The organism is Marinobacter sp. F3R11 (genome assembly GCF_003318275.1).
Taxonomy (GTDB): Bacteria; Pseudomonadota; Gammaproteobacteria; order Pseudomonadales; family Oleiphilaceae; genus Marinobacter.
In genome coordinates, this window is sequence record NZ_QOCH01000013.1 from 37012 (window position 1) to 58195 (window position 21184).

Consider the following 21184-nt stretch of genomic DNA (forward strand, 5'->3'; position numbering starts at 1 on the left):
TACGAAGTCATTTTTCATTCACCATATATTTTTCGATAGAGGCATACCATAACTTCTGAGCTAAATTTTTCGAAAAATCGCTTTTGAGCAGCTTTCCCCTGCAGCTTTCTAAATACGGGGTCTTGGTATAGCTTATTCATGGCGGTGGAAAATGCTGAAGACTGGTCCGGCTCTGTCAATATGCCTGTTATTCCATGGTTAACTATTTCAGGATTCCCACCAACTCTGGTTGCTACCGAAGGTATTCCCAAACTCATTGCCTCCAGTAAGGTCATCGATGTGCCTTCCGTATGTGAAGATAGGAGGAATACATCCATAGCAGACAGGTAATGCACCGGATTATTAATAAATCCCGTAAATACTGTTCGCTCATCTATGCCCAGTTCCTTGGCCAATGCGACCAGTTTTTCTTTGTCTGGTCCATCACCTACCATCAACAGATAGCTATCTGGATATTTTTCATTGAACTCTTTAAAAGCTCTAAGCATCATACTTTGATTTTTAACCGGATCGAGCCGGGAAACGGTACCCACGACAAAAGCATCCTGTGGAATCCGCAAGCTCTCTCGCACCTTTTGTACTTCCAGATCATCCCGTTTCAGTGGTGATATTCCGTTATAAACTACCTGGATCTTTTTTCTCGGGATAAATTCGTAGGTTACGAGTGCATCTTTGGTTGCGTTTGAAATCGCCACGACGGCTGGCGTTAACAGGGCCATCAGGGGATTAACAAGCATTGCTTTATAGCGGTATCTGTCAGGATAGAAACGACCATGTTCTGTGAAAACCACCTTGGCTTGTGTTCCAAGAGCAGCCAGCCAACCATATATCCAGGGCGTATACTGATGGCAGTGCACCACATCAAACTGCCCTTCCTTCACTCGCTTCCGGATTGCCGTAATCAACGACCGGTCAAACCCTTGTTTTCGTGCCACTTTATGAACCGGGGTGCCCGACTTTTCAAGCGCTTCACCAATTGGCCCTATCTGACCATCGATACAAAGAATTTCAGACTCAACCCCATCCGAAGCCATGCCCTGAACGAGCTGCCGGATAACCTGTTCCGTGCCACCAATTCCCATGTTGAAGGTAACGTGCAAAACCTTCAGTGACTTACCGAGGTGTTGAGATACTTTCCCACTCTTATCGCCAATCATTTACTCACCTGATACTGCTGCCACCAAAGCTCAAAAGCCAATAAGGACCATAGCTCCTGTGTAAACTGGTCATCCCCTGCCAGATGCCTTTGCCAGAGCTTTCGGATACCCGCAGTTTCGAAGAAGTTTGCAACACCACTATCTGAAGATAGCAAAAGCTGCTCAACCGTAGGCTTCAATTCATGCCGAAGCCAGTGCGCCAAGGGGACAGAAAAGCCCATTTTCTTCCGGTACAGAACATCTTCCGGCAGCATGCGCTCAAACGCTTTTTTAAGAATGTATTTTTTCTCTTTCCCGTGGAGTTTCAGGGCAGCTGGTATCTGTGCGGCGTACTCCACCACCCGGTAATCAAGAAGCGGAGCACGGGTTTCAAGCGAGTTTGCCATGCTCATGCGGTCCACCTTCACCAGAATGTCTCCGGGAAGGTAGGTTTTAATGTCTGTATAGAGAATGCGGGAAAGATGATCGTCTGTATCCGCATTCTTGTAATGTGCGCGGGTAATATCCGCAGGATCGTAATCCAGGGTTTCCCGTTTCAATTCTCCCGTTGCGAGATCATTCCACACATCTCTCCGGAAAAAACTATTGGTGATAAAAAACGCTTCGTCCGGATCCAGCGCCAGTGTACCCAGAAGCGATCTGGCCTTCCGCGTCGGCGCGCTGTTTACCAGCCCGGCCAGGCGTGCAAGCCCGGGAAACAGGTTACGGCGGAAAGCCCCGGGAAAAAGGCTTCTTAACCGGTTTTCTACGTAATCCGTGTAATATTTGCTATAACCCGCAAAATTCTCGTCACCACCGTCGCCAGCCAGTGCCACAGTGACTTTCTGGCGCGCCAGCTGGGATACAAAATACGTAGGCACGAAGGAAGGGTCTGCGAAGGGCTCGTCAAAGAAGCGTGCAATGCTGCCCAGACTCTCTGCAACATTGTCCTTTACCGTGAATTCTTGATGATCGGTTTTGAATTGCTCCGCAACTTTTTTTGCCCAATGGACTTCATCAAACCGTTTTGAATCAAACCCGATAGCACAGGTTGTAACCGGTTTGCTGGTGTGGCCTGCCATTAAGCCAACAACGGCACTCGAATCGATGCCACCGCTCAGGAAGGCTCCTAGTGGCACGTCACTCACCATACGCAAGCGAACCGCATCGTCAATCAGGTTGTACAGGCCGTCCTCCAGCTCACCCAGGCTGGCACTTGAAGGCGTCCCGAAAGACACATCCCAGTATTGTTCCTGATGTGTCTGCACCCCGTCTGTCATCAGCCAATAGCCGGGAGCCAGTTTATGGACGTTTTTGTAGATAGTTTTCGGGTCCGGCACGTACTGATAGGCGAAAAAATCCTTGATTGCGTCATGGCGCAGTTCAGTTTTCACAAAGGGTGCCGGCGTCAGGGCTTTCAGCTCCGAGGCGAACGCAAACTGTCCATCAGCTTCGTAAAAGTACAACGGCTTTTTACCAAGGCGATCCCGAGCCAGAAACAGCTTGCGGGCGGTGCGATCCCAGATGGCCAGAGCGAACATACCATTGAGCAGTTGTAGACACGCAGGCCCATGGATTTCGTAGAGTGCAAGCAGAACTTCCGTATCCGTTCTTGTGCGGAAACTGTGGCCCTGGCTGACGAGTTCCTCACGTAATTCCTGAAAGTTATAGATTTCGCCGTTAAAGGCAATGACATAGCGCTCAGAGGCGGACACCATGGGCTGGGTTCCCGCATCACTTAGATCAAGAATGCTGAGCCTTCGGTGAACCAACCCGACTGAATCATCCAGCCATGTGGAGCCTGCATCCGGGCCACGATGGATAATCGCCTGCCCCATGTTTTCAAGCCAACGCTGATGGGCATCCCTTTCAGGAGTGGAACTAGTGCGGAGGAAGCCGGCCAGCCCACACATTAATTGGCCTCCTCAGGGTTTAACGCAACGCTTTCTGGTTTGCCTGTCAGCTTTCGGAACAGAACTTCATATTCGTTGGCCATGCGGGCAGCAGAATAACGCTCGTTAACCATTTCCCGTGCATTACGGCTGAGAGTATCGGCCAGCTCAGGATCATCAAGTACCTGCTTACAACAGGCTTCCAGTGCGGCCTTGTCTCCAAATGGGGCAAGCAGCCCGGTTTTACCATGTTCCACCAGCTGATCAACACCGGGAATATCATAGGCGACCACGGGCACTCCGACGGCCATAGCTTCCATCATGCAGCGAGGAATACCTTCAAGAGAGGAGGTCATGACAAACAGGCTGAAGTTTGAGAGTAGTTCCAGGCGATCACTGCGGAATCCCAGGAACTCAACTGCGTTAGCGCTGTTCAATTCAGCGGCCTGGCGCTCCAGCTCTGGCCTTTGAGCCCCATCTCCGAGAAGCTGTAGTCGGAGGTCGGGCGTTTGTTGATAGAGCTTGTCAAAAACTGCGATCAGGTCTGGTATGCCTTTCCGGGGGATCATCTGCCCGATAAAACCAATAATTCGTGAGTCCGATTTGACGCGCCTGTCTTCTGGCAGGTTCGCCAGGGCCGTGTCGATTTCTGTGAGGTCAACACCGTTCCGTATAAACGAAGTTCTGGACTCGGGTACTTTGAACCGTTTCATATCGTCCATCAGCTCCTCTGAAAGAGGAACAACCTGGTCAAAGTAACGAAGCATGTGAGTGCCAATGCGAATAAAAGTCGCAAGTTTGAAGCTTACGTTCCCCGAAAAACCATGGGGAGTACTTACACACGCGATACCCGTCCGCTTGGCGGCAAGAAGCCCAAGTATGTCGGATTTGTAGCCGTGAGTGTGAATAACGTCTATCCGGCGGGTGCGGATGACGTCGCACAGGCTGGCAACCACCCGGAAATCAAAGCGGCCACGCATTTCGAGATAATGAACTTGCTGGCCGTCATTGTGTGGGTAGTACTCGGCTACTGACAGGTCTTGATCAGGCGATTCCCGCGTCACCGCCAGATCACAGATAACATCGTCACGGTTAATGTTATTTGCAAGAGCCAGAACCCAGCGTTCCGCCCCGTAGAAACCCGCAGGGGTAATAAATTCAAGTACGCGCAGCCTGGTATCCGTATCTGACACACCGGTATTTTCAGTTTCTGTGTTTCTGGCACTGTTCCAGGTAACCTGAGTCCGTCCCTGGGCAGCTCTCACAATGCCCCTCACTGCATAACCATTCACCATTACAAAGTAATAAGGCGTGGCGATCCAGGCTGGTAGTTTGTTCCGGTCAGAGGACAGGTGCCCCAGGAGCGTCAGAGCCAACAACAAGACTGATCCGGCGGTGATAATCTGAAACAGACAGAAGCCCGCAAAAGCGAGAACAATGCTCCCGGCTACGCCTGCAAGCAGGAATATCGGAATCAGCCACCGCAGTAATTTGTGGGAAATAACTTCAAAGGCAAAAACACCGGATTTCGTAGGATTCATCACCTGCCCCACCCGCATCAGACCACGGATGCTACGATTTACGATCCGTTCCTTCCGTGCTACTTCGCGGTCGAAGTCGCCAGCAGTTTCTTCGAAGCAACGTGCATCAGCATCAAACACACCACGGTAGCCTTTCGCGATAATCTGCAGAGGGTTCACGAAGTCGTTGATATCCTGCTGCTGTAAGGGCTCCCAGAGTCTGGTGCGAATGGCGTAGATAGCGCCGTCTCCGCCCACTACAGAATGCAGGCGGGATTCCATGGATTTGATAGCCAGCTCGTAGCGCCAGTAGAGATTTTCATTACGGGCGCTGGCGCCCTCGTCGCCATCGGTATAGAGCGCAGCACCTACAGCATAACCTACATCCGGGTCAGCAAAGTTTCGCACCAGCTTGCTGATCGCATCACTGGCATACATGGCGTTGGCATCACTGAATACGGTGATATCTGCGTTAATCTGTTCCATGGCCAGGTTGATGCCCATGGTTTTACCCAGTCGCCCTTCCTGGCGAATGAGAGTGATGCCTTTGTCCTCAAATTCCTTTACCGCTTCATCGGTACCATCATCCGAACCATCTGATACTACGATGATCTGAAGCAGGTCCTCAGGGTAGTCCAGTTCCAGAGCATTTTTCAGCTTTTCCCGGATGACACCCTCTTCGTTATAGCAGGAGATAACCAGTGCAACCGAAGGTTTCTGATCCCCCCGGCGATGCGTGATATCCGGCAGGCCTCGCGTAAGGAGCCACAGTAAAGCCGGGTACCCTATGTACACATAAATGGGAACAGCGAGACAGAGAAGAGTTAACAGGAGTACAAACGTCATAAGGTGATGTAACGCCTAAGTTTGGGGCCAAGCCAGTTTGCCATTGGCAGCGGTAGCCGCCGCCAGATATTTTCAATAAGGGGGCGGAGCCGGGATACATTGGATGTACTGACTCTGCTTGTCTCAGCACGTGCTGTATTTTTCACCCCGTCAAGATAGTCAGTCCATATAAGCTCATAGGGCTGAGCACCCCACTGCTTCTTGAAGCGATAAGTACCCTCGCCCAGAGTGGAGCGGCCAAAGTCGAAGCATGTATACCCCAGATCGCATACATGGCTGAGGAATGTCCAGTACAACAGCATATTGGGGGCCAGTCGGTTGAACTCTTCCAGCGTGGATGCCCAGGGAATACAGGCCTGCTTGCCGCCCAGCAACACGATGCCAGCACCTACCGGCTTGTCGCCCTGAAAGACCACGCCAGTCAGGAGTGAATCCCCATAGGCCGCCTTGAGATCCTTGAACCATTCCAGGCTGTGCACTGGAGAACCCAATCTACGCATATTCTGACTGAATACGTCGTAGAACAGATCAATCGCATCAGCCCCTTCCCGCAATTCCGCTCTGAGACCGTTTTTTTCAGCCTTACGGATCTGGCTGCGTAGCTTCGGCTTGTAGCTTTTGAATAAGATTTCGGAGCTTTCTGGCAAGTCACACAGCATGCGAACCTTGGTGTTTCCTGCCAGGTCGTCTATCCCCTGTTCTGCATCCAGCGCAACACCGCCGGCACGGATTTCCAGAGTTTTGATCCGGTTTGTTTTTGCCAGTGCCTTGGCTTCAGCAAGCAGCCGTTCCACAATGTCCACGTTGTCTGCAAGTGCACCGCCAAGATCACAGAATGGCAGAGACACAAGGCTGGCGGACCCTACAGGTGGCCTTACCTCGACCAGAGGCAATACGCCACACAAACTCCCGTTGCTATGCACGGAAACCAGCCAGGCTGTATGTCCATAGGCACTTTCAGTCGCCTGCAGCCAGGCACTGTGGTGATAAGGTGTTGCCTGAGGGTGGCCCACCACATATTGGTCGTATTCACTTACCGGGAAAACATTGAATCTCGACGTCCGGGCTTGGAGCTCAACGTTCATTGCCAGCACTAGCCTCCCTGAGCCAACGTTTTTTCGCGCGCCTCGCAACATCTTCAAGCTTCAGCTTGAAGCGCGGCCGCTGTAATGCTACCTGAACCAGGTTTCGCTGAAAGTGGCCCAGATTCGACTTGTAGCGCTCATCCCCACCCATAAAATCGTAATAATGGAAGCCGTGGTGCCTGTAGTCCTCAATGCAGAGACTGTGGCCAAGCAGACCGGGCTTCAGGCGGTTATCGGTTTCTACGGCCATGCCCCCCAGATAGAAGTACACCACCTGGTTATGCAGCAGGTTATAAAGGCAGGCGATCTGTTCTTCGCCGGCCATCACAGAAATCAGGTCAACGCCGCCTTCAGACCACTGTTCGCGAATTAACTCACGGTGAAACCTCACGAAATCCGGGTTGGCAAAGCCACTCTGATCCGGCCCGTCCCCCCAACGTTCAAGATGCCTTGGGCCAATGGAATCAAACACCGCAAGCGCCTCCTCCGGAGAATCCGGGCGCACCAGTTTCACTTCACCGCGCTCTCCATAGAGTCTGTGAGCACGGTTAATCTGATAGCGGGTATTGCGGGAGAGCGTATCCAGGTAGTGACCGCCGCGCCGGCGCAGGCCATCAAGATCCACACCAAAACAAGGTGCCTCCCACCGCAAATGCTTGTACAAGCCGGTAATCTGGGCATACCGCTCGGCTTCATCAGCATCGATGGCACCGAGAATGAATTCATCCCAGGCAGGCATTGCCTCGCACAGATACTCCAGGCAGGCTTTGGCTACAGCGTCCTCTTTGCCCCGTTCGGCAAGGAAGCCGTTGTATTCGATCCAGATCTGATCCAATAGCTTATGGCCGGTCTGATGCAGGCGCAGGCACTGGGATTTCAGAACTCCATGGCGGCGCTCATCTGCTTCAACCACCAGTCCCAGGCCAACCAACCGTTCTCCTTCCATAACACGAAGAACGATAGCATCTGGCTTGTAGATATTTAACCAGTGTCCAAGCCATTGCCAGGAAAGAAACACCGTAGGTTTTGCACGGTGTTCCAGATCCAGCCAGTCGTCACGCAATGTTGTGCATGCGGCTGCAGGCTCAGTTATCACTGTCAGCAATCCTGCTGTCATGACGATACATCCGTTACCAGATCAGTGTCCCGGGTTCGGGTGTTTTACCAGAAACGGTCCAATTGCAAGATAATCAAGCGCGCCCTGAATGAAAGCTCTGACACCATCTTCCGGAGAATTCACGATCGGCTCTTCATGCATGTTGAAGCTGGTATTGATCAGGCTCGGGATACCACTGAGCTTTTCATATTCTTTAAGAATGTCGTAGTAACCCGGATTCGCCTCGCGCTGGATAAGCTGCGGTCTGGCGGTTCCGTCTACGTGCACGGCAGCTGGACAGTTTTCACGCATGAAATCAGTACAATCGAAGGTGACTGTCATGAATTCCGCTGTGTGTTCTGCGCCCTTTATGTTGTGGTAGCACTTTTCTCTGGCTTCATAGAGGGTGACTGGTGCAAACGGCATAAATTCGGTACGGCCCAGGCGCTTATTCAGCCACTGGTTAACTTCAGGCTCACGGGCATGATAAAGAATAGAACGGTTGCCCAAAGATCTGGGGCCGTATTCCATACGACCATCAAAGCGCGCAACCACTTCACCACTGTGAATCAATGCAGCAACTTCTGCCGCAAGATGTTCAGGACGACGATATTGCAGGTTCTCGGCTTTCAGGGCTTTTTCTATTTCGGCTTCAGAATAATCCGGGCCCATGTAAGCATTAGCGATGGAAGGTTTAACCCCGCCAGGCCAGCTGTGATAAAGCGCAGCACCCGTGCCACAGCCACCGTCACCCATATTCGGATACACAAAAATATGATTGACGCCTTCGATTTCGAAGATGCGCTGGTTCAGTTTTACGTTTGCGGTTACACCACCCGAAAGTACAACGGTATCGATACCCGTTTTTTCCACCCAGTAACGGATATAGTTGGTCGCGACTTTTTCGAGGACATACTGATAGGCTGCTGCAACGTCGATTTTCGGGAACTTCGAAGCGAGATAACGGGAGAAGAACACGTTATTGGCTTCATAGATCCGAAAATCTCCCGGCGTCTGCTCAATACGTGAGAGCAGTATATCCCCAAGGATGCTCGGGTCACCGTATGAAGCCAGGCCCACAATCTTGCCTTCGTGGCGACTGGGCTTGAACCCGAGGCTGGACGTTACGTGTTCGTACAGTGTTCCAAGAGAGTTGGGATATGACAGCCCATGCAGGCGGTGGATTTTCCCATCCCGCGCCTCACTCACGGATCCGGCAAGACCGGAACCATAACCATCCAGAGTCACACAAAGTGCCCGCTCGTAGCCACTGCACAGAAAACTGTTCGCTGCGTGAGACAAGTGGTGATCCATGCGTTTGACAGGCGCAGTCCAGCCCATTTCGCTCAACCCCTGGCTCAACTCCGCTTCCCAGTGCTTGAAGGACTCGGTGGCACCTTCGCCCCAGTGTTTCGAGGCCTTCAGAGCTGCATTATTTGAAGCAAGTTTCTGAACACCGGCCATGTTGTAATAGGAGTTGTGAAGAAACCCCTTTTCCATAATGGCATTCGGATGTTCAAGGCCATGAATGGGCTCATTACGATCAGGAACCCGGCTCAACGCCTCTTTGATCTGCGGGCTCAGGTCCTTGGGCTGAAAAGCTTTGATAAAGCTTTTCTCGTCCTCAAGATTTTTTGAGAACAGCTTTTGCTCGTTGTCCGCAGTAAGAAACGGATAGCACACCTGGTCAAAATCACTCATGGAAAGACCGGTATACGAAAGCGCCTTTTCCAAAGCCAGGCGCGGAAACCCTGACTGTTGTTTTACTCTGGAAAACCGCTCTTCGCCGGCGGCAAAGAGAATGTTACCGTCCTCTACAATTGAGACGGTTGAGTCCTTGTCTAGCGGGGAAATCCCGAGCACCTTCATGCCTTACTCTCCATATACTTGCGAATGCGGGTCGGTGATGACGCCTGCCCGCCTAATTCATTGAAAAAGAAGTCGAAAAACTGTCGAAAGCTAGCCAGAAATGCCTTCAGCTGAGCCTCGTTCTGTACATAATCAGTATTGCCGGGCACTACACTGGGGCTGTGAAAACTCCAGGTGAACGTGCGCACACCTTGCTTGTAGAGCGCCCTTACGAGCTTGATATGTTCTGCCGGAGTAAACCCCTCCGGGGACAGCATGAGCCTGTCTACTGCGCCAATCCGGGATAATATTCCGGGCACCTTGAATTTGCGTAAGCGCTGCGCGACATCAAACAACGGAATCGCTACCGGGTGTGCCCAACCGATAAACCCGCCAGTACAGGGAATTTCCAGAATGGGGTGTTCCGGACCACCAAACCAGAAAGGATGCGCATCATATCTTCGGTAGTCTGGCCCGCCATCTGCGCGGGAGTCCAGAGGTGGGCAAACCGATAAATCAATATTGAATCCCAGCTCCTGAAGAATGCCCGTTGTATTGGGCCCGAAACCATATCGTCCGGCCTTGTAGGCAACGGGTGCCTTGCCAAAGTTCTGCTGAATGGTTTCTCTGAGAACTCTCAGTTTCTCCCGCTCGAGAGCTTCTGGAAGATTCCCGGGGTACATATTTGAGCGTATAACCCTTTCTTCCTGGGGCGGGTTCACCCATGGGTGAAGGTGCGCTCCGATTTCGCACTGCCCTTTTTCTGCGAATTGCCGAAGTAGCCCATAACCCTGGGGCTGGCTGGCGATCGGATAATCAATTACGTAGCAGGGGCAGATACCATACTCGTTGAAGATGTTCTGGGCGCGATCAATGTGCGCCATGGCAGAAACGCGATTAGCCTTGGCATCTGGTTCTGCATTCCAGTCGAACTCTTCTTCGGTATCAATCACCACAATCAACTGTGGTGGGGTTTCAGGGGGGAGTCGTATTTCCGTTTTTTGTTCAAACATGGTGGTGATCAACGCTGTCCGCTCATGGAAAAGCCGCGACTCAGCACAAAGCGAAGCTCAAACTGATCCTGATCGTCCGTGACAGACTTCGAACGCAGGTACGACTGGTTCAACTCGACACCAAAGCTTGTGTTCTCAGCCAGTTGCCGGGTCCAGCTTGTGTAAAGACGATGAATCTCATCAACAATCACATCGGCATCTTCGTCTGCATCGCCTTCCCAGCTATACCCGAAATGAAGCCGCTGAAGCGACGTCAGCTGAAAACCGAGTTTGGCACCAACACGGTATTCGTGGGTTGTTGTGCCGGAGTTCTGAGATTCCAGAACAGCGCCTTCGGCAAACAGGCCGAGATCGCAAAGGTCACATACTCGTGAATTGTTGTGAGTCAACAACAGGGAGTCGCGGACCACCAGGTCCCGTATGCGAATGCTATCCGGCAGAAATGAAAACACAGGTGGCAAATTAAGCGATAAGTCTGTAGCGCTGTCAGACATACTTCGATCGTATTTTATCGACGTATTCCAGTCTGTGGTTACCCAGCCGCGCTCCACAAAGCCAGTCACTGCATCGTAGTCGTTGGTTGTTCCGCCGGTGTATTCAGTTTCGGCCCGGCTGCCACCACCACCTATACTGAAGTACCCGTTTTCTGTCTCCAGGCTGTATACGAGCTGCGCGGAGTCGATTGTGATATCCGTATCGCTCTCTTTAGACCAGCTACGGCTGACATTCAGGCCTCCGGTGGACCGATCACTCAGCCTTCGTGAAAACTCACTGGCGGCTGTGTACGATTCTTCGTCGTTAAGCTCATCTTCACCGAAACTGCGACCGGCCTGCACAGAAAATCTGAGTGTTGACAGGTCTCCCGGATAAAACCGCAACCCCGCACCCGCACTCAGGGTATTGCGGGTGTCATAGCTTGAAGGATTAACCACAAAGCCAGTGTCGTTACGGACGGAACTGACACTATGACCAAGGTTGAAATCCAGGCGACTGCCGGGATCATAGTGGGTAAAACGGGAGGCACCAGTAATAGAGGTATCGCTTTCCTGATCTCCACTTGCCGTATCCCGGCTGGTTTCCAGCGTACCTCCATATTGCAGAACAAGGGAATTGGCACCACTTTCAAGCATGCCTCCTAGCTGGCCTGATACACCAACACTTGGCTCAGTATTGGTGTCGGTTGAGGCACCCTGGTCTGTTCGCGTATGGGTAACACCGGTAAATACCGAGGCCGATCCGGAAAGGGTTTTGACACTTTCGCTCAGGCCCTGCGCGGCCGCTGCAGAAGTCCATACCAGACAACAGGTACCAACCAGGGCAGAAGCGAGGCAAGGTTTACCTCCGTTCCCTACTCTGAGTTCCATGGGGCTACTCCTGAAAAATCAGGCCGGAAAATTTATCAGATCCGAGTGCGTCCACTGAATCTGCAATGATTTCGCCAGTGACTTCTCCAAAAGGAACACCGAAGACGATTTGATCTGCAAAACGTTCGAGAATCCGCGCTTCTGTATTTTCCCGGAAAGGAGGCGCATTCAGCACGATACAACGATCCGGGTAACGGGCTTTAAGCTCAGTAATCAATTCGCGCATGCGTACAGCAGAAAACAGTTCAACCGCCGATGATGCCTGGGTTCCGGCGGGAATTACTGAAACCCGATCAACACCACTAGGGTAAATAATGGATTTGATGGTCAATGAGCGATCGCCAACAAAATCTGTAACACCGGATTCCATGGGAGTGGAAACCAGGCCCTGCAAATCCTTGTTATAGGGATCACAATCCACAAGCAATGCTGAACTGTGGGAATCCAGCCCGAAGGATACCGCAAGGTTAAACGCTGTAAGGAGGCTGCCCGGGCTGTTGCCCAGACTGGTGAACATCACCGTAAAGTTACCCTCGCCTGCGCGGTTACGCAGCTGAATGCGAAGCTCCCGGTATGCGTCCATCACCTCTTTATCTGGCATTCCGGAATAGATTATTTTCCGCTCCCGCAACTGTTCGCGGCTCCAGGGGTTAGGATTACCGATCAGAGCGAGTGACACCGACGAATCGTAAACTGTCGGGGCGTGTTCACCCTGATTCGTCTCAACCCGGGTCCAGTTTGGCCGCTTCCGGTCCGAGCCAGCGTAGGGGCGCTCTTTGCGAAAATTGTCTTCAGGCTTTGCCTCACCCCGGTCACGGTCAAGCAGCCGGCGTTGTTCATCCTGGCTTTTCAGCAGTGCATTGTAGAGTTTGTTATCGTCCATCAATTGCCCCCATCCCCAAGCCTTTGCCCGCTTAATTCGCCGACACTACTGATCAGTTGCTCCGGGGTAATGCCCATAACACTGAAAACCAGAACAGCAAGATAAACTACCATGAAAATCGCAAGTACGATCAGAATGGAGAGAACATCCTTGCGCAACAAACGGTCTTTCCAGGTGCTGCGATAATGGGGAATACTGGTCAGCACCGGAATGGATTCCGGCAAAGCCAGTTGCAATGCACGGGGTGAGCGTAACCGCTGATCAAACATCACCAGCATTATCAGCAGGCCAAGAACCATGGCGCTGCCCAGGAAAGGACCCGCAAGGCCAACCTGATAAAGCTGCAAGCCATCCCAGTGCGTCGGGTAGGAAGCCGGCTCCTGGATTTTGTAGCTTACGCCCTCACCCTGAACATCCAGAGTCATGGACAGTCGGGCTTTTTCCCGGCGCTGGAGCATGTCTTCGTATACGCCACGGGTAACGTCGTAATCCCGGGTGAGCTCTGAAAGCTGAGCCTGATTTTCAGCTACCCGCTGCGAGCGTTCAAACCCTTCCTCTAAAAGCCGTTCCAGCGACGCGAGACGGTTTTTCTGCACTGCCAGGCGAGTGGTACTCTCTGACAGCTGTATTTTCAGGTTTTCGTATACCGGGTTTTCCATCACCTCAGTGACACCACCATCCCGATCATCATCGGTTTGCGTGGAAACCCGCTTTTCCAGATCTGCGATCTGATCCTTAATACTGACAACGTCGGGATGACGTTCGTGATAGCGCAACAACAACGAATCCAGTTCAAGACGCATAGCAGCCAGTCGGCGTTCAGCAGACGATTTGCCTGGATCAACGGTGATACGGCGCACCGGCTGCTCATTCTCAAGCTGACGACGGGTAAGCTGAACTTCGGATTCGGTTTGCTGGATTTCCAGCTTCAGGTTTTCAATATCCCGTCGCAGGCTCTCAATTCTGGCAAGCACACTGCTCTCGGTTCCATCCTGATTGCCGGATTTGAATTCTTTCAGCCGTTGCTCAGCCTCTTCAAGTTGGCGCTGGTAGGTTTTGACCTGGGAATCGATAAACTCGAATGCGCCCTGACTTTCAGAACGTTTTTTCCGGACGGTGCGCTCTACAAAACGGTTCAGTACCGCACTGAGAACCTGAAAAGATTCGTCCGGACTACCACTGGTATAGCTCAGCTCCAGAAAATTCCGGTTTGATACGCGAATACCAACCTGCTTACGCAAACTGCTAATCGTTCCATTGCGGGTAGCATCAGATTCGCCGCCTTTGATCAGCCCTGTATCCAGCGCGATCTGCTCCAGAAAGGAGCGGCTTTGCATCATTTCCCGTGCTTCGTTGATGCGGTCAAGCTGAGTAACCTCGGCCTGACCCCGGAGAAGTGGCTGCAGTATATTTGACTGATCAGCATACAAAACAGCCTGGGAGGTATAGCTCTTTGGTGTTACATAGCCCAGCGTCAACACCCCCGCTGTAACGGTCATAAAGATAATGACCGCTGCCAACCTGTGCCGGTAAAGCTCAAGCTTTACCGCACGAAGGGTATCAATAATGAACTGTATATCCATCAGAGCTCGCCCCGGAACAACTGTTTACGCGGAACGCTGATAACGTCACCGGGTTGCAGGCTATGATTGGTGCGCATATCACCGTCGGTGAGAATGGCTTCAAGATCCAGACCAAAGCTCTGGTACTCGCCGTCTATCTGGCGATGCAGAACCGCACGATCGTCGGCCGCAAAGTCGGTAACGCCGCCAGCCATCAGAACAACGTCCAGCACTGTCATACCCGGCTGGAAAGCGACTGATTGTGGCGAAGCAACCTGACCGGTCACCCGGATACGGTTACGAAACTCTTTACTGAGCGGGTTGGTAACCATCACGGTTACTTCCGGGGTACGGATATACTCGCTCAGGGTATCGCTGATTTCGGATGCCAGCTGTTCCGGTTCTTTACCTTCTGCTTTTACATCACCCATCAAAGGCATGGAGATATAACCGTCCGGGCGAACCACGATGGACTGACCAAGCTCCGGATTACGCCATACGTGGATAGAAACAGTATCTCCTACACCTATTTCGTATGGTTCGACCTCCAGTTCAGATGAAGGCGGCATCTCCGCAGAAGATGGGAGGCCAGAACAAGCCGCAACAAACAGCCCAAGAACCACAATCAAACCTGCCCGAAACAATTCAGAAATAGTCATAAACCCCCTCCAACCCCTTGTTTTTCTTCGCCTGTTCATTATCTAACGCCTTTGCCGAGAAGAATAACCTCCACGGTCTGGATCATGATCAGAAAATCCATCAAAAGGCTATGATTTTTTGAGTAATAAAGATCGTACTCCAGCTTACCCCGCGCGTCTTCAACCGATGCCCCATAGGGGTATTTAAGCTGTGCCCAGCCCATTAAGCCAGGCTTCACATAATGCCGCGTATCATAAAATGGAATTTTTTCTTTCAATTCCGAGACAAACTCCGGCCTTTCCGGGCGCGGACCGACGATACTCATCTCGCCTTTAATCACATTATAAATCTGCGGCAACTCATCCAGGCGGGTATTGCGAATGAAAGCCCCTACCCGGGTAACCCGGTTATCGTTGGCAGAGGCCCAGCGCGCTTTGCCATCTTTTTCTGCATCCTGTCGCATACTGCGGAACTTGTAGATCCGGAACTCTTTACCCAGCATTCCGACCCGGGTCTGGCTATAGAGTATGGGCCGGCCTGTCTCGAGAAACACTGCAATAGCGGTGAGAATAATAAACGGGAGCATCACCGCAAGGAGGGTGAGACTGATGAGAAGGTCCAGAGAGCGTTTCGCAAAATCCCGGGTTTTCGATGCCTTGAACCCTTCAGAAAAAACAATCCAGGAAGGATGAACCATATCGAGCTTGGCTTTTTTCAGTTCACGCTCGTAAAAATCAACGCCATTGGTTATGGCAATGCCACGGAGTTTGCACTCCATCAGATCAGGTACCGGCAACCACCCTCCCTCATTGCGTCGGCGCTCCTGCTGAGCAATAACGATCTCCGAAACCCGGTTCTGCCGGCAGAACTGATAAAAGTCGTAGGGTGTCGGCAACATTTTACCTGGGTCAACAGCACCAGTCGGGTTGTCTGCGATGCAGCCGATGATCCTTACGCCAAGTGCACGCATATTGCGTTCATATTCATCGAGCAGGCTTGCCGCAAAATCACCGGCACCGAAAATCACTACCCGACGAACCAGCTTCTCCGAATCCACAATCCGGAGAAATATCAGACGCAGCAGAATTGCAGCCACAGAGGCAAAAATTACGGCCCAGAACAGGTTTGTACTGCCCGGGTCCAGCGCTGGAAACACCAGGTAGAGAAGCTTGAGCCCTATTCCTCCAACGAAACAATAGGCAACCAGGGTTCGGAAAAGAAGAGCTGAAGTGGTTTCATGGACCATGGCCAGATAACCGCCCATTGCCAGAGTTCCACAACTCAGAATAAGTGCAAAAAGACTTGCAGACAGGGCATTTGTTTCAACGAAGGGGTAACCAACGCCCGCAAGCGAAAGCAATGGGCCCAGAAACGAAAAAATACCGTACAGAACGAGGAATTCCAGCGCACCGAGCACCAGATAGGGAATATGGAGGTAATGTTTCCGAAATCGTATATAAGACACGTAAAACTTCCTTGTCGCCCGAACCGCACATTATAACACTATGGGCCAGACCAACATCAGATTCTCCGGTGGTGAACGCTCAGATTGAAAACGAGCGACCCCTTACCTCCGGATCCATTTTAACTTGGTGCACATATTGCACTTACCAAGGTGTAATCTCAACTCTTTGTATCTTTTAGTAACATAGTTTTACATTGTTTTTCCAAGCAATGTGGAATTGCCCATATCAGCAATTGTATTTGCACAGTCAGTAGGTGAAAATTGACAGATCGGTATGACTGGAAAGGAGAGCCCATGCCCGGAACGGATACATCCTCACCCCTGCATGCCATGAGCATAGATGTAGAAGACTATTTCCACGTTGCCGCTCTTTCCGGGGTAATAAGGCCGGAACAGTGGGACACCCTGCCGTCCAGGGTCGAACAGAATACGGAACGCCTGCTGGCCCTTTTTGACAAACATCAGGTAAAAGCGACTTTCTTTGTGCTCGGCTGGGTGGCGGAGCGCTTCCCGTCACTCATCCGCAAGTTATCTGATCATGGCCATGAGATTGCCTCCCACGGGTACAGCCATCAACTGATCTACAGTCAGACCCAGGATGTATTCCGGGAAGAAACATTACGCGCGAAAGCCTTGCTGGAAGACATTACCGGTAAAGCCGTTGAGGGTTATCGCGCTGCCAGTTACTCCATTACCCGCGAATCTCTATGGGCACTGGATATACTGAGTGAGGCCGGCTTCACTTGGGATTCGAGCATTTTTCCTGTACGGCATGACCGCTATGGCATACCCGGGTCGCCTTCTGCACCCTACTCCATCGAAACCCCCAGCGGCGCCATTATCCGGGAGTTCCCTCTGACCACGGCCCATATAATGGGGCTGTCCATACCTGCGGCCGGGGGCGGTTATTTTCGCCAGTTCCCCTACCCGGTGTTCCGCTACCTGTTCCGCAATGCCTCGGGTTTTGGCGCCCGACCGCAAATGTTCTATCTGCACCCCTGGGAGATAGATCCGGAACAGCCACGTTACAATAATGCAAGTTGGTTCTCACGTTTCCGGCATTATACTAATCTGGATAAATGTCATGATCGCCTTGAGCTGTTACTCAAGGACTTCAGGTTCGGTACCGTGAGCGAGAGTTATAATGCCTACGAGCCAGACAAAACGCTGCTGCGCAGCGATCAGTTGATCCGCTTCGCCTGATTCAGGGACAGGGACTGCAAATGTATCTTGAATTTTTTGGTCTCCACAGACACCCCTTCCGCATTACACCGGAAGATGATTTTATTTACATGAGCCAACAGCACTCGCGGGCATACGTATACATGTCTTCGGCGATCTGGAGCTCTGAAGGCTTTGTGGTTATCAGCGGCGAAATCGGGTCTGGCAAAACAACCTTGCTGAAAAAGACTATCCGCAATCTCGAAGGCAATCTGAAGCTGCTCAACATCTCCTATACCAATCTGGAATCCAGGGACCTGTTTGGCCTGATTCTTCGCAAGGCAGGGTTGAAAGTAGAAGACGAGAGCAAGGTCGCCATGCTCTTCCAGATCACAGATTATCTGGAGCAGATGGCCTCAGCAGGTACTCCGGTGGTTCTGACCATTGATGAAGCGCAGAATCTTACCCGGGAAAACCTCGAAGACGTTCGTATGCTCGCAGGGATGGAAAGCATGGGCGGCCCTTCAATGCGGGTTATCCTTCTTGGCCAGCCGGAGCTGAAGCAGGCAGTTCTGGATATTCCCCAGCTTGCCCAACGGGTAAAACTGTTCTTCCATCTGGAAGGACTCAGCCTTGCAGAAACGGCCGAATATATTGATTACCGCCTTCTGGTATCCGGCCACGGCGGCAACAAGCTGTTTGATGGCGACACTGTTCGCGAAATTCACAAGCTGAGCAAAGGCATTCCACGGCTGATCAACAAGCTTTGTGACGGCATGATGATGTGTGCCTACTCCGAAGACCGGCCGTTTATCGACCCTCACGACCTCAAGTCCATCCGCAAGGATTTGCTGGGAGATGAGCTCTCGCCGACTACACCCAAAACAGCCGAACTCAGGAAACAGGAACTCTCCGCTCCGGAACAAAAAAGAGAGCCAACAGGAGAAATGGCTGGTATAGCTAACGCACTGATGCGTATGGCAGAAGCACTGGAGCGAATTGATAACCGACTGGCCAACACTTTCCCCGAGGAGCAGCCGTCCAAAAGGCAAAGCTTTGGCACGCCTGACAACGTAAAACCACTTTCACCCGGGCGCAAGTAGAGCCCGGTGAAAGCCTTCAACTGATCCGGGCCTTCAGATCACAAACAGGCCCACAAATTCCTCTACGGGCATATCTTCCAGAACTTTCTGCTCCCTGCACAACTCAAAAATCCTCCTGCTTTGTTGTGGAGGAAAACGGGTTGCAAGGTTTGCCTTGAACTTTTCTTCTAGCAGGGGGATTCCCTCTTTTCTGCGCCGGCGGTGACCAATAGGATATTCCACCGCAACCTTTTCAGTGCTGGAGCCGTCCTTGAAGAACACCTGAATCGCGTTTGCAATGGAACGCTTATCTGGCTCCAGATATTCGCGGGTATATGTCTCGTCTTCAATGATTTCCATCTTTTCCCGCAGCGTATCGATTATCGGGTTAGCTGCGTGAAAGCTGTCTTCATAGTGTTCTGCCTGAAGGTTGCCAAAAATCAGTGGTACTGCAGCCATATACTGCAGGCAGTGATCGCGGTCAGCGGCATTCGCAAGCTTGCCTTGCTTGGAAATAATACGAATGGCTGATTCGTGAGTCGTTATAACAATTCGGTCAATTTCATCGAGCCGGTCTTTAACCTGCGGATGAAGCCGTACTGCGGCCTCGGCAGCCGTCTGGGCATGAAACTCCGCAGGGAAGGAAATCTTGAACAGGATATTTTCCATTACGTAGGAGCCAAAGGGCTGCGGCAAGGAAAACTGTCGTTTGCCTTCCGGCTTCAGGGCCTGGTCTTTATTGGTTTTGGTGAAAAGCACATCGTAAAAGCCCCACTGGGGCGCCGTGAGCACACCGGGGATGCCCATTTCACCCCGCATGGCGATATCTGCAAGACGAACAGCCCTTGAGGTAGCATCGCCTGCAGCCCAGGATTTACGGGAGCCGGCATTGGGAGCGTGGCGATAGGTACGGAGAGCCTGCCCGTCTACCCAGGCGTGGGAAAGCGCAGAAAGAAGTTGTTCCCGGTCAGCCCCCATCAACCTGGAAGTGACCGCTGTGGAGGCGACTTTTACCAACACCACATGATCCAGCCCTACCCGGTTGAACGAATTCTCCAGCGCCAGAATACCCTGTATTTCATGAGCCATGATCATGGATTCCAGAACCGTGCGCATGGTGAGCGGTTCATGCCCCGCTGCAACGCGTTTCTGAGACAGGTGGTCTGCAACTGCCAGAATGCCACCCAGGTTATCCGAAGGGTGCCCCCACTCAGCCGCCAGCCAGGTGTCGTTGTAATCCAGCCAGCGCACAATGCAGCCGATATCCCATGCTGCCTTTACAGGGTCCAGGCGGAATGATGTACCAGGCACCCGGGAACCATGAGGAACAACCGTTCCCTCTACCAAAGGCCCCAGATGTTTGGTGCACTCCGGGAAACGCAATGCAAGCAGGCCGCAGCCCAGGGTATCCATGAGACAATAACGGGCAGTACTCCAGGCTTCATCGCTGTCAATCCGGTAGGTGAGCACGTAATCCGCAATTTTCTGCAGCACCACATCGTAATCAGGCCGTTCGTTCAGATCGAATGTTGCTGACACAGGATCACTCTCCTTCGTTTATGTCCTACCGATGGATTCTAGCCTTTTTGCCCGGGAATTCAGTGTATGCAAGCCCGACACATCGGCCAGATAGGCACAAGAACTGTCAGTTAATTTAACAATTATTTGCAATGCTCGCCCGGAGTTTTTTTATCTTAATGATATAGATCACTTTTTATATTTTGGCTCTTTAATTGCTGCAACACTAGCGCGGGCTTCAAGCCTCTTAGCGCCCAATTGAACACCGGGCAAAAAAAAATAGATAAGGACGAGACCAATGAGCAGGAAATTTCAATTCGGTGGACATATCGCAAGTGCGTCAGTGGCGCTTGTTCTTTTAGGTGGTGCAGCAAACGCGTTCGCTGCACCAATCACTTTTTTCGGGGAAGACCCTGAGACTTCCGGGACGCTAGGGCCTAACTCTGCCCTGGCCAGGAATGATTTCCTTTCAAATCTTACGGGCGTGGGAAACGAGGACTTCGAATCCTTCTCTTACGGTTCCAGCTCGCCACTCAGCCTGAGCTTTCCCGGCACAGGGACAACTCTGGGTGCGACGATAACGGGCACCGGCTCTATTGACACCAGCGGCCCGGGGCGTTTTGCCACCTCTGGGACCAATTTCTGGGGCGTCAGCACCGGCGCCTTCACGATAGACTTTGCGGACCCGGTGAGCGCGTTTGGGTTTAATGGTATCGATATCGGTGACTTTGTAACCGATCAGATGATACTGAACCTCACCAATTCCTCTGGAGAAACCTCGGTACTGACGGTCCCCCACTCTCTGAACATCGGAAACAACGATCAGGCAACACTGTTCTTTGGTTTCTACGATCTTGAGACAACCTACACCAGCATTGCGTTTACCAATGCCGGTGGCGGCGACGTGTTTGCGTTTGACGATATGGTCATCGGCGACCTTGGCCAGATTACACCTGACCCGGATCCGGATCCGCTGGCGGTCCCAGAACCATCAACCCTGGCGTTGCTGGCGATGGGGCTGGTAGGTTTCGGGGCAAGGCGTCGGTTCGCTTTGCGTCGCTCCTGACATGGCGT

The 21184-nt window shown here is 52.0% G+C and carries 16 protein-coding genes; 3 read left to right on the forward strand and 13 right to left on the reverse strand.

Going from position 1 to position 21184, the window contains the following annotated elements; genetic code table 11:
• Window positions 1-14 precede the first annotated feature (14 nt).
• From DS878_RS05130 to DS878_RS05185, 12 genes are read right to left on the reverse strand one after another with little or no spacing between them, the layout of a single operon-like run.
• Window positions 15-1157 carry a glycosyltransferase gene (locus DS878_RS05130; RefSeq protein WP_113814917.1) on the reverse strand — a complete coding sequence of 381 codons (1143 nt, stop codon included), beginning with the start codon at window positions 1155-1157 and terminating at the stop codon, window positions 15-17.
• Window positions 1154-3049, reverse strand: coding sequence for an asparagine synthase (glutamine-hydrolyzing) (gene asnB / locus DS878_RS05135; RefSeq protein WP_113814918.1), 1896 nt, complete (start codon window positions 3047-3049; stop codon window positions 1154-1156). Before asnB ends, DS878_RS05130 begins: the two co-directional genes overlap by 4 nt.
• A complete protein-coding gene (locus DS878_RS15595; RefSeq protein WP_261977604.1) occupies window positions 3049-5394 on the reverse strand; it encodes a glycosyltransferase in 2346 nt (781 codons plus the stop codon). Before DS878_RS15595 ends, asnB begins: the two co-directional genes overlap by 1 nt.
• Complete coding sequence (locus DS878_RS05145) at window positions 5391-6479, reverse strand: FemAB family XrtA/PEP-CTERM system-associated protein (RefSeq protein WP_113815421.1); 1089 nt, start codon at window positions 6477-6479, stop codon at window positions 5391-5393. Before DS878_RS05145 ends, DS878_RS15595 begins: the two co-directional genes overlap by 4 nt.
• Window positions 6469-7596, reverse strand: coding sequence for a GNAT family N-acetyltransferase (locus DS878_RS05150; protein ID WP_187298740.1), 1128 nt, complete (start codon window positions 7594-7596; stop codon window positions 6469-6471). The genes DS878_RS05145 and DS878_RS05150 overlap by 11 nt, the downstream gene beginning before the upstream one ends.
• A 21-nt stretch (window positions 7597-7617) precedes the next feature.
• Window positions 7618-9444 (reverse strand): carbamoyltransferase, encoded by a 1827-nt coding sequence (locus DS878_RS05155; RefSeq protein ID WP_113814919.1) that lies wholly within the window; start codon window positions 9442-9444, stop codon window positions 7618-7620.
• The gene (locus DS878_RS05160) at window positions 9441-10436 is read right to left on the reverse strand and encodes a polysaccharide deacetylase family protein (protein WP_113815423.1); all 996 of its coding nucleotides are present in this window, start codon (window positions 10434-10436) and stop codon (window positions 9441-9443) included. Before DS878_RS05160 ends, DS878_RS05155 begins: the two co-directional genes overlap by 4 nt.
• A gap of 8 nt (window positions 10437-10444) precedes the next feature.
• On the reverse strand, window positions 10445-11800 hold the full coding sequence (locus DS878_RS05165; RefSeq protein ID WP_113814920.1) for a hypothetical protein: 1356 nt from the start codon (window positions 11798-11800) through the stop codon (window positions 10445-10447).
• Window positions 11801-11804: 4 nt separating this feature from the next.
• Window positions 11805-12683 (reverse strand): polysaccharide biosynthesis protein, encoded by an 879-nt coding sequence (locus DS878_RS05170; RefSeq protein WP_113814921.1) that lies wholly within the window; start codon window positions 12681-12683, stop codon window positions 11805-11807.
• Complete coding sequence (locus tag DS878_RS05175) at window positions 12683-14266, reverse strand: XrtA system polysaccharide chain length determinant (protein WP_113814922.1); 1584 nt, start codon at window positions 14264-14266, stop codon at window positions 12683-12685. Before DS878_RS05175 ends, DS878_RS05170 begins: the two co-directional genes overlap by 1 nt.
• Window positions 14266-14904 carry an XrtA/PEP-CTERM system exopolysaccharide export protein gene (locus DS878_RS05180; RefSeq protein WP_113814923.1) on the reverse strand — a complete coding sequence of 213 codons (639 nt, stop codon included), beginning with the start codon at window positions 14902-14904 and terminating at the stop codon, window positions 14266-14268. The genes DS878_RS05175 and DS878_RS05180 overlap by 1 nt, the downstream gene beginning before the upstream one ends.
• 38 nt (window positions 14905-14942) lie before the next feature.
• Entirely contained in the window at window positions 14943-16349 is a 1407-nt protein-coding gene (locus DS878_RS05185) for a TIGR03013 family XrtA/PEP-CTERM system glycosyltransferase (protein ID WP_113814924.1), read from the reverse strand.
• 294 nt (window positions 16350-16643) lie between these two features.
• On the opposite strand from DS878_RS05185, the gene DS878_RS05190 reads away from it, so the two are divergent.
• A complete protein-coding gene (locus tag DS878_RS05190; RefSeq protein ID WP_261977607.1) occupies window positions 16644-17552 on the forward strand; it encodes an XrtA system polysaccharide deacetylase in 909 nt (302 codons plus the stop codon).
• Window positions 17553-17572: 20 nt separating this feature from the next.
• Window positions 17573-18613 carry an ExeA family protein gene (locus DS878_RS05195; protein WP_113814925.1) on the forward strand — a complete coding sequence of 347 codons (1041 nt, stop codon included), beginning with the start codon at window positions 17573-17575 and terminating at the stop codon, window positions 18611-18613.
• 33 nt (window positions 18614-18646) lie between these two features.
• On the opposite strand, the gene prpD is transcribed toward DS878_RS05195, so the two are convergent.
• Window positions 18647-20131 carry a 2-methylcitrate dehydratase gene (prpD, locus tag DS878_RS05200; protein WP_113814926.1) on the reverse strand — a complete coding sequence of 495 codons (1485 nt, stop codon included), beginning with the start codon at window positions 20129-20131 and terminating at the stop codon, window positions 18647-18649.
• A gap of 277 nt (window positions 20132-20408) precedes the next feature.
• Here prpD and DS878_RS05205 point away from each other — a divergent pair, with 277 nt between their 5' ends.
• Window positions 20409-21176, forward strand: coding sequence for a PEP-CTERM sorting domain-containing protein (locus tag DS878_RS05205; protein ID WP_113814927.1), 768 nt, complete (start codon window positions 20409-20411; stop codon window positions 21174-21176).
• Window positions 21177-21184: the final 8 nt, after the last annotated feature.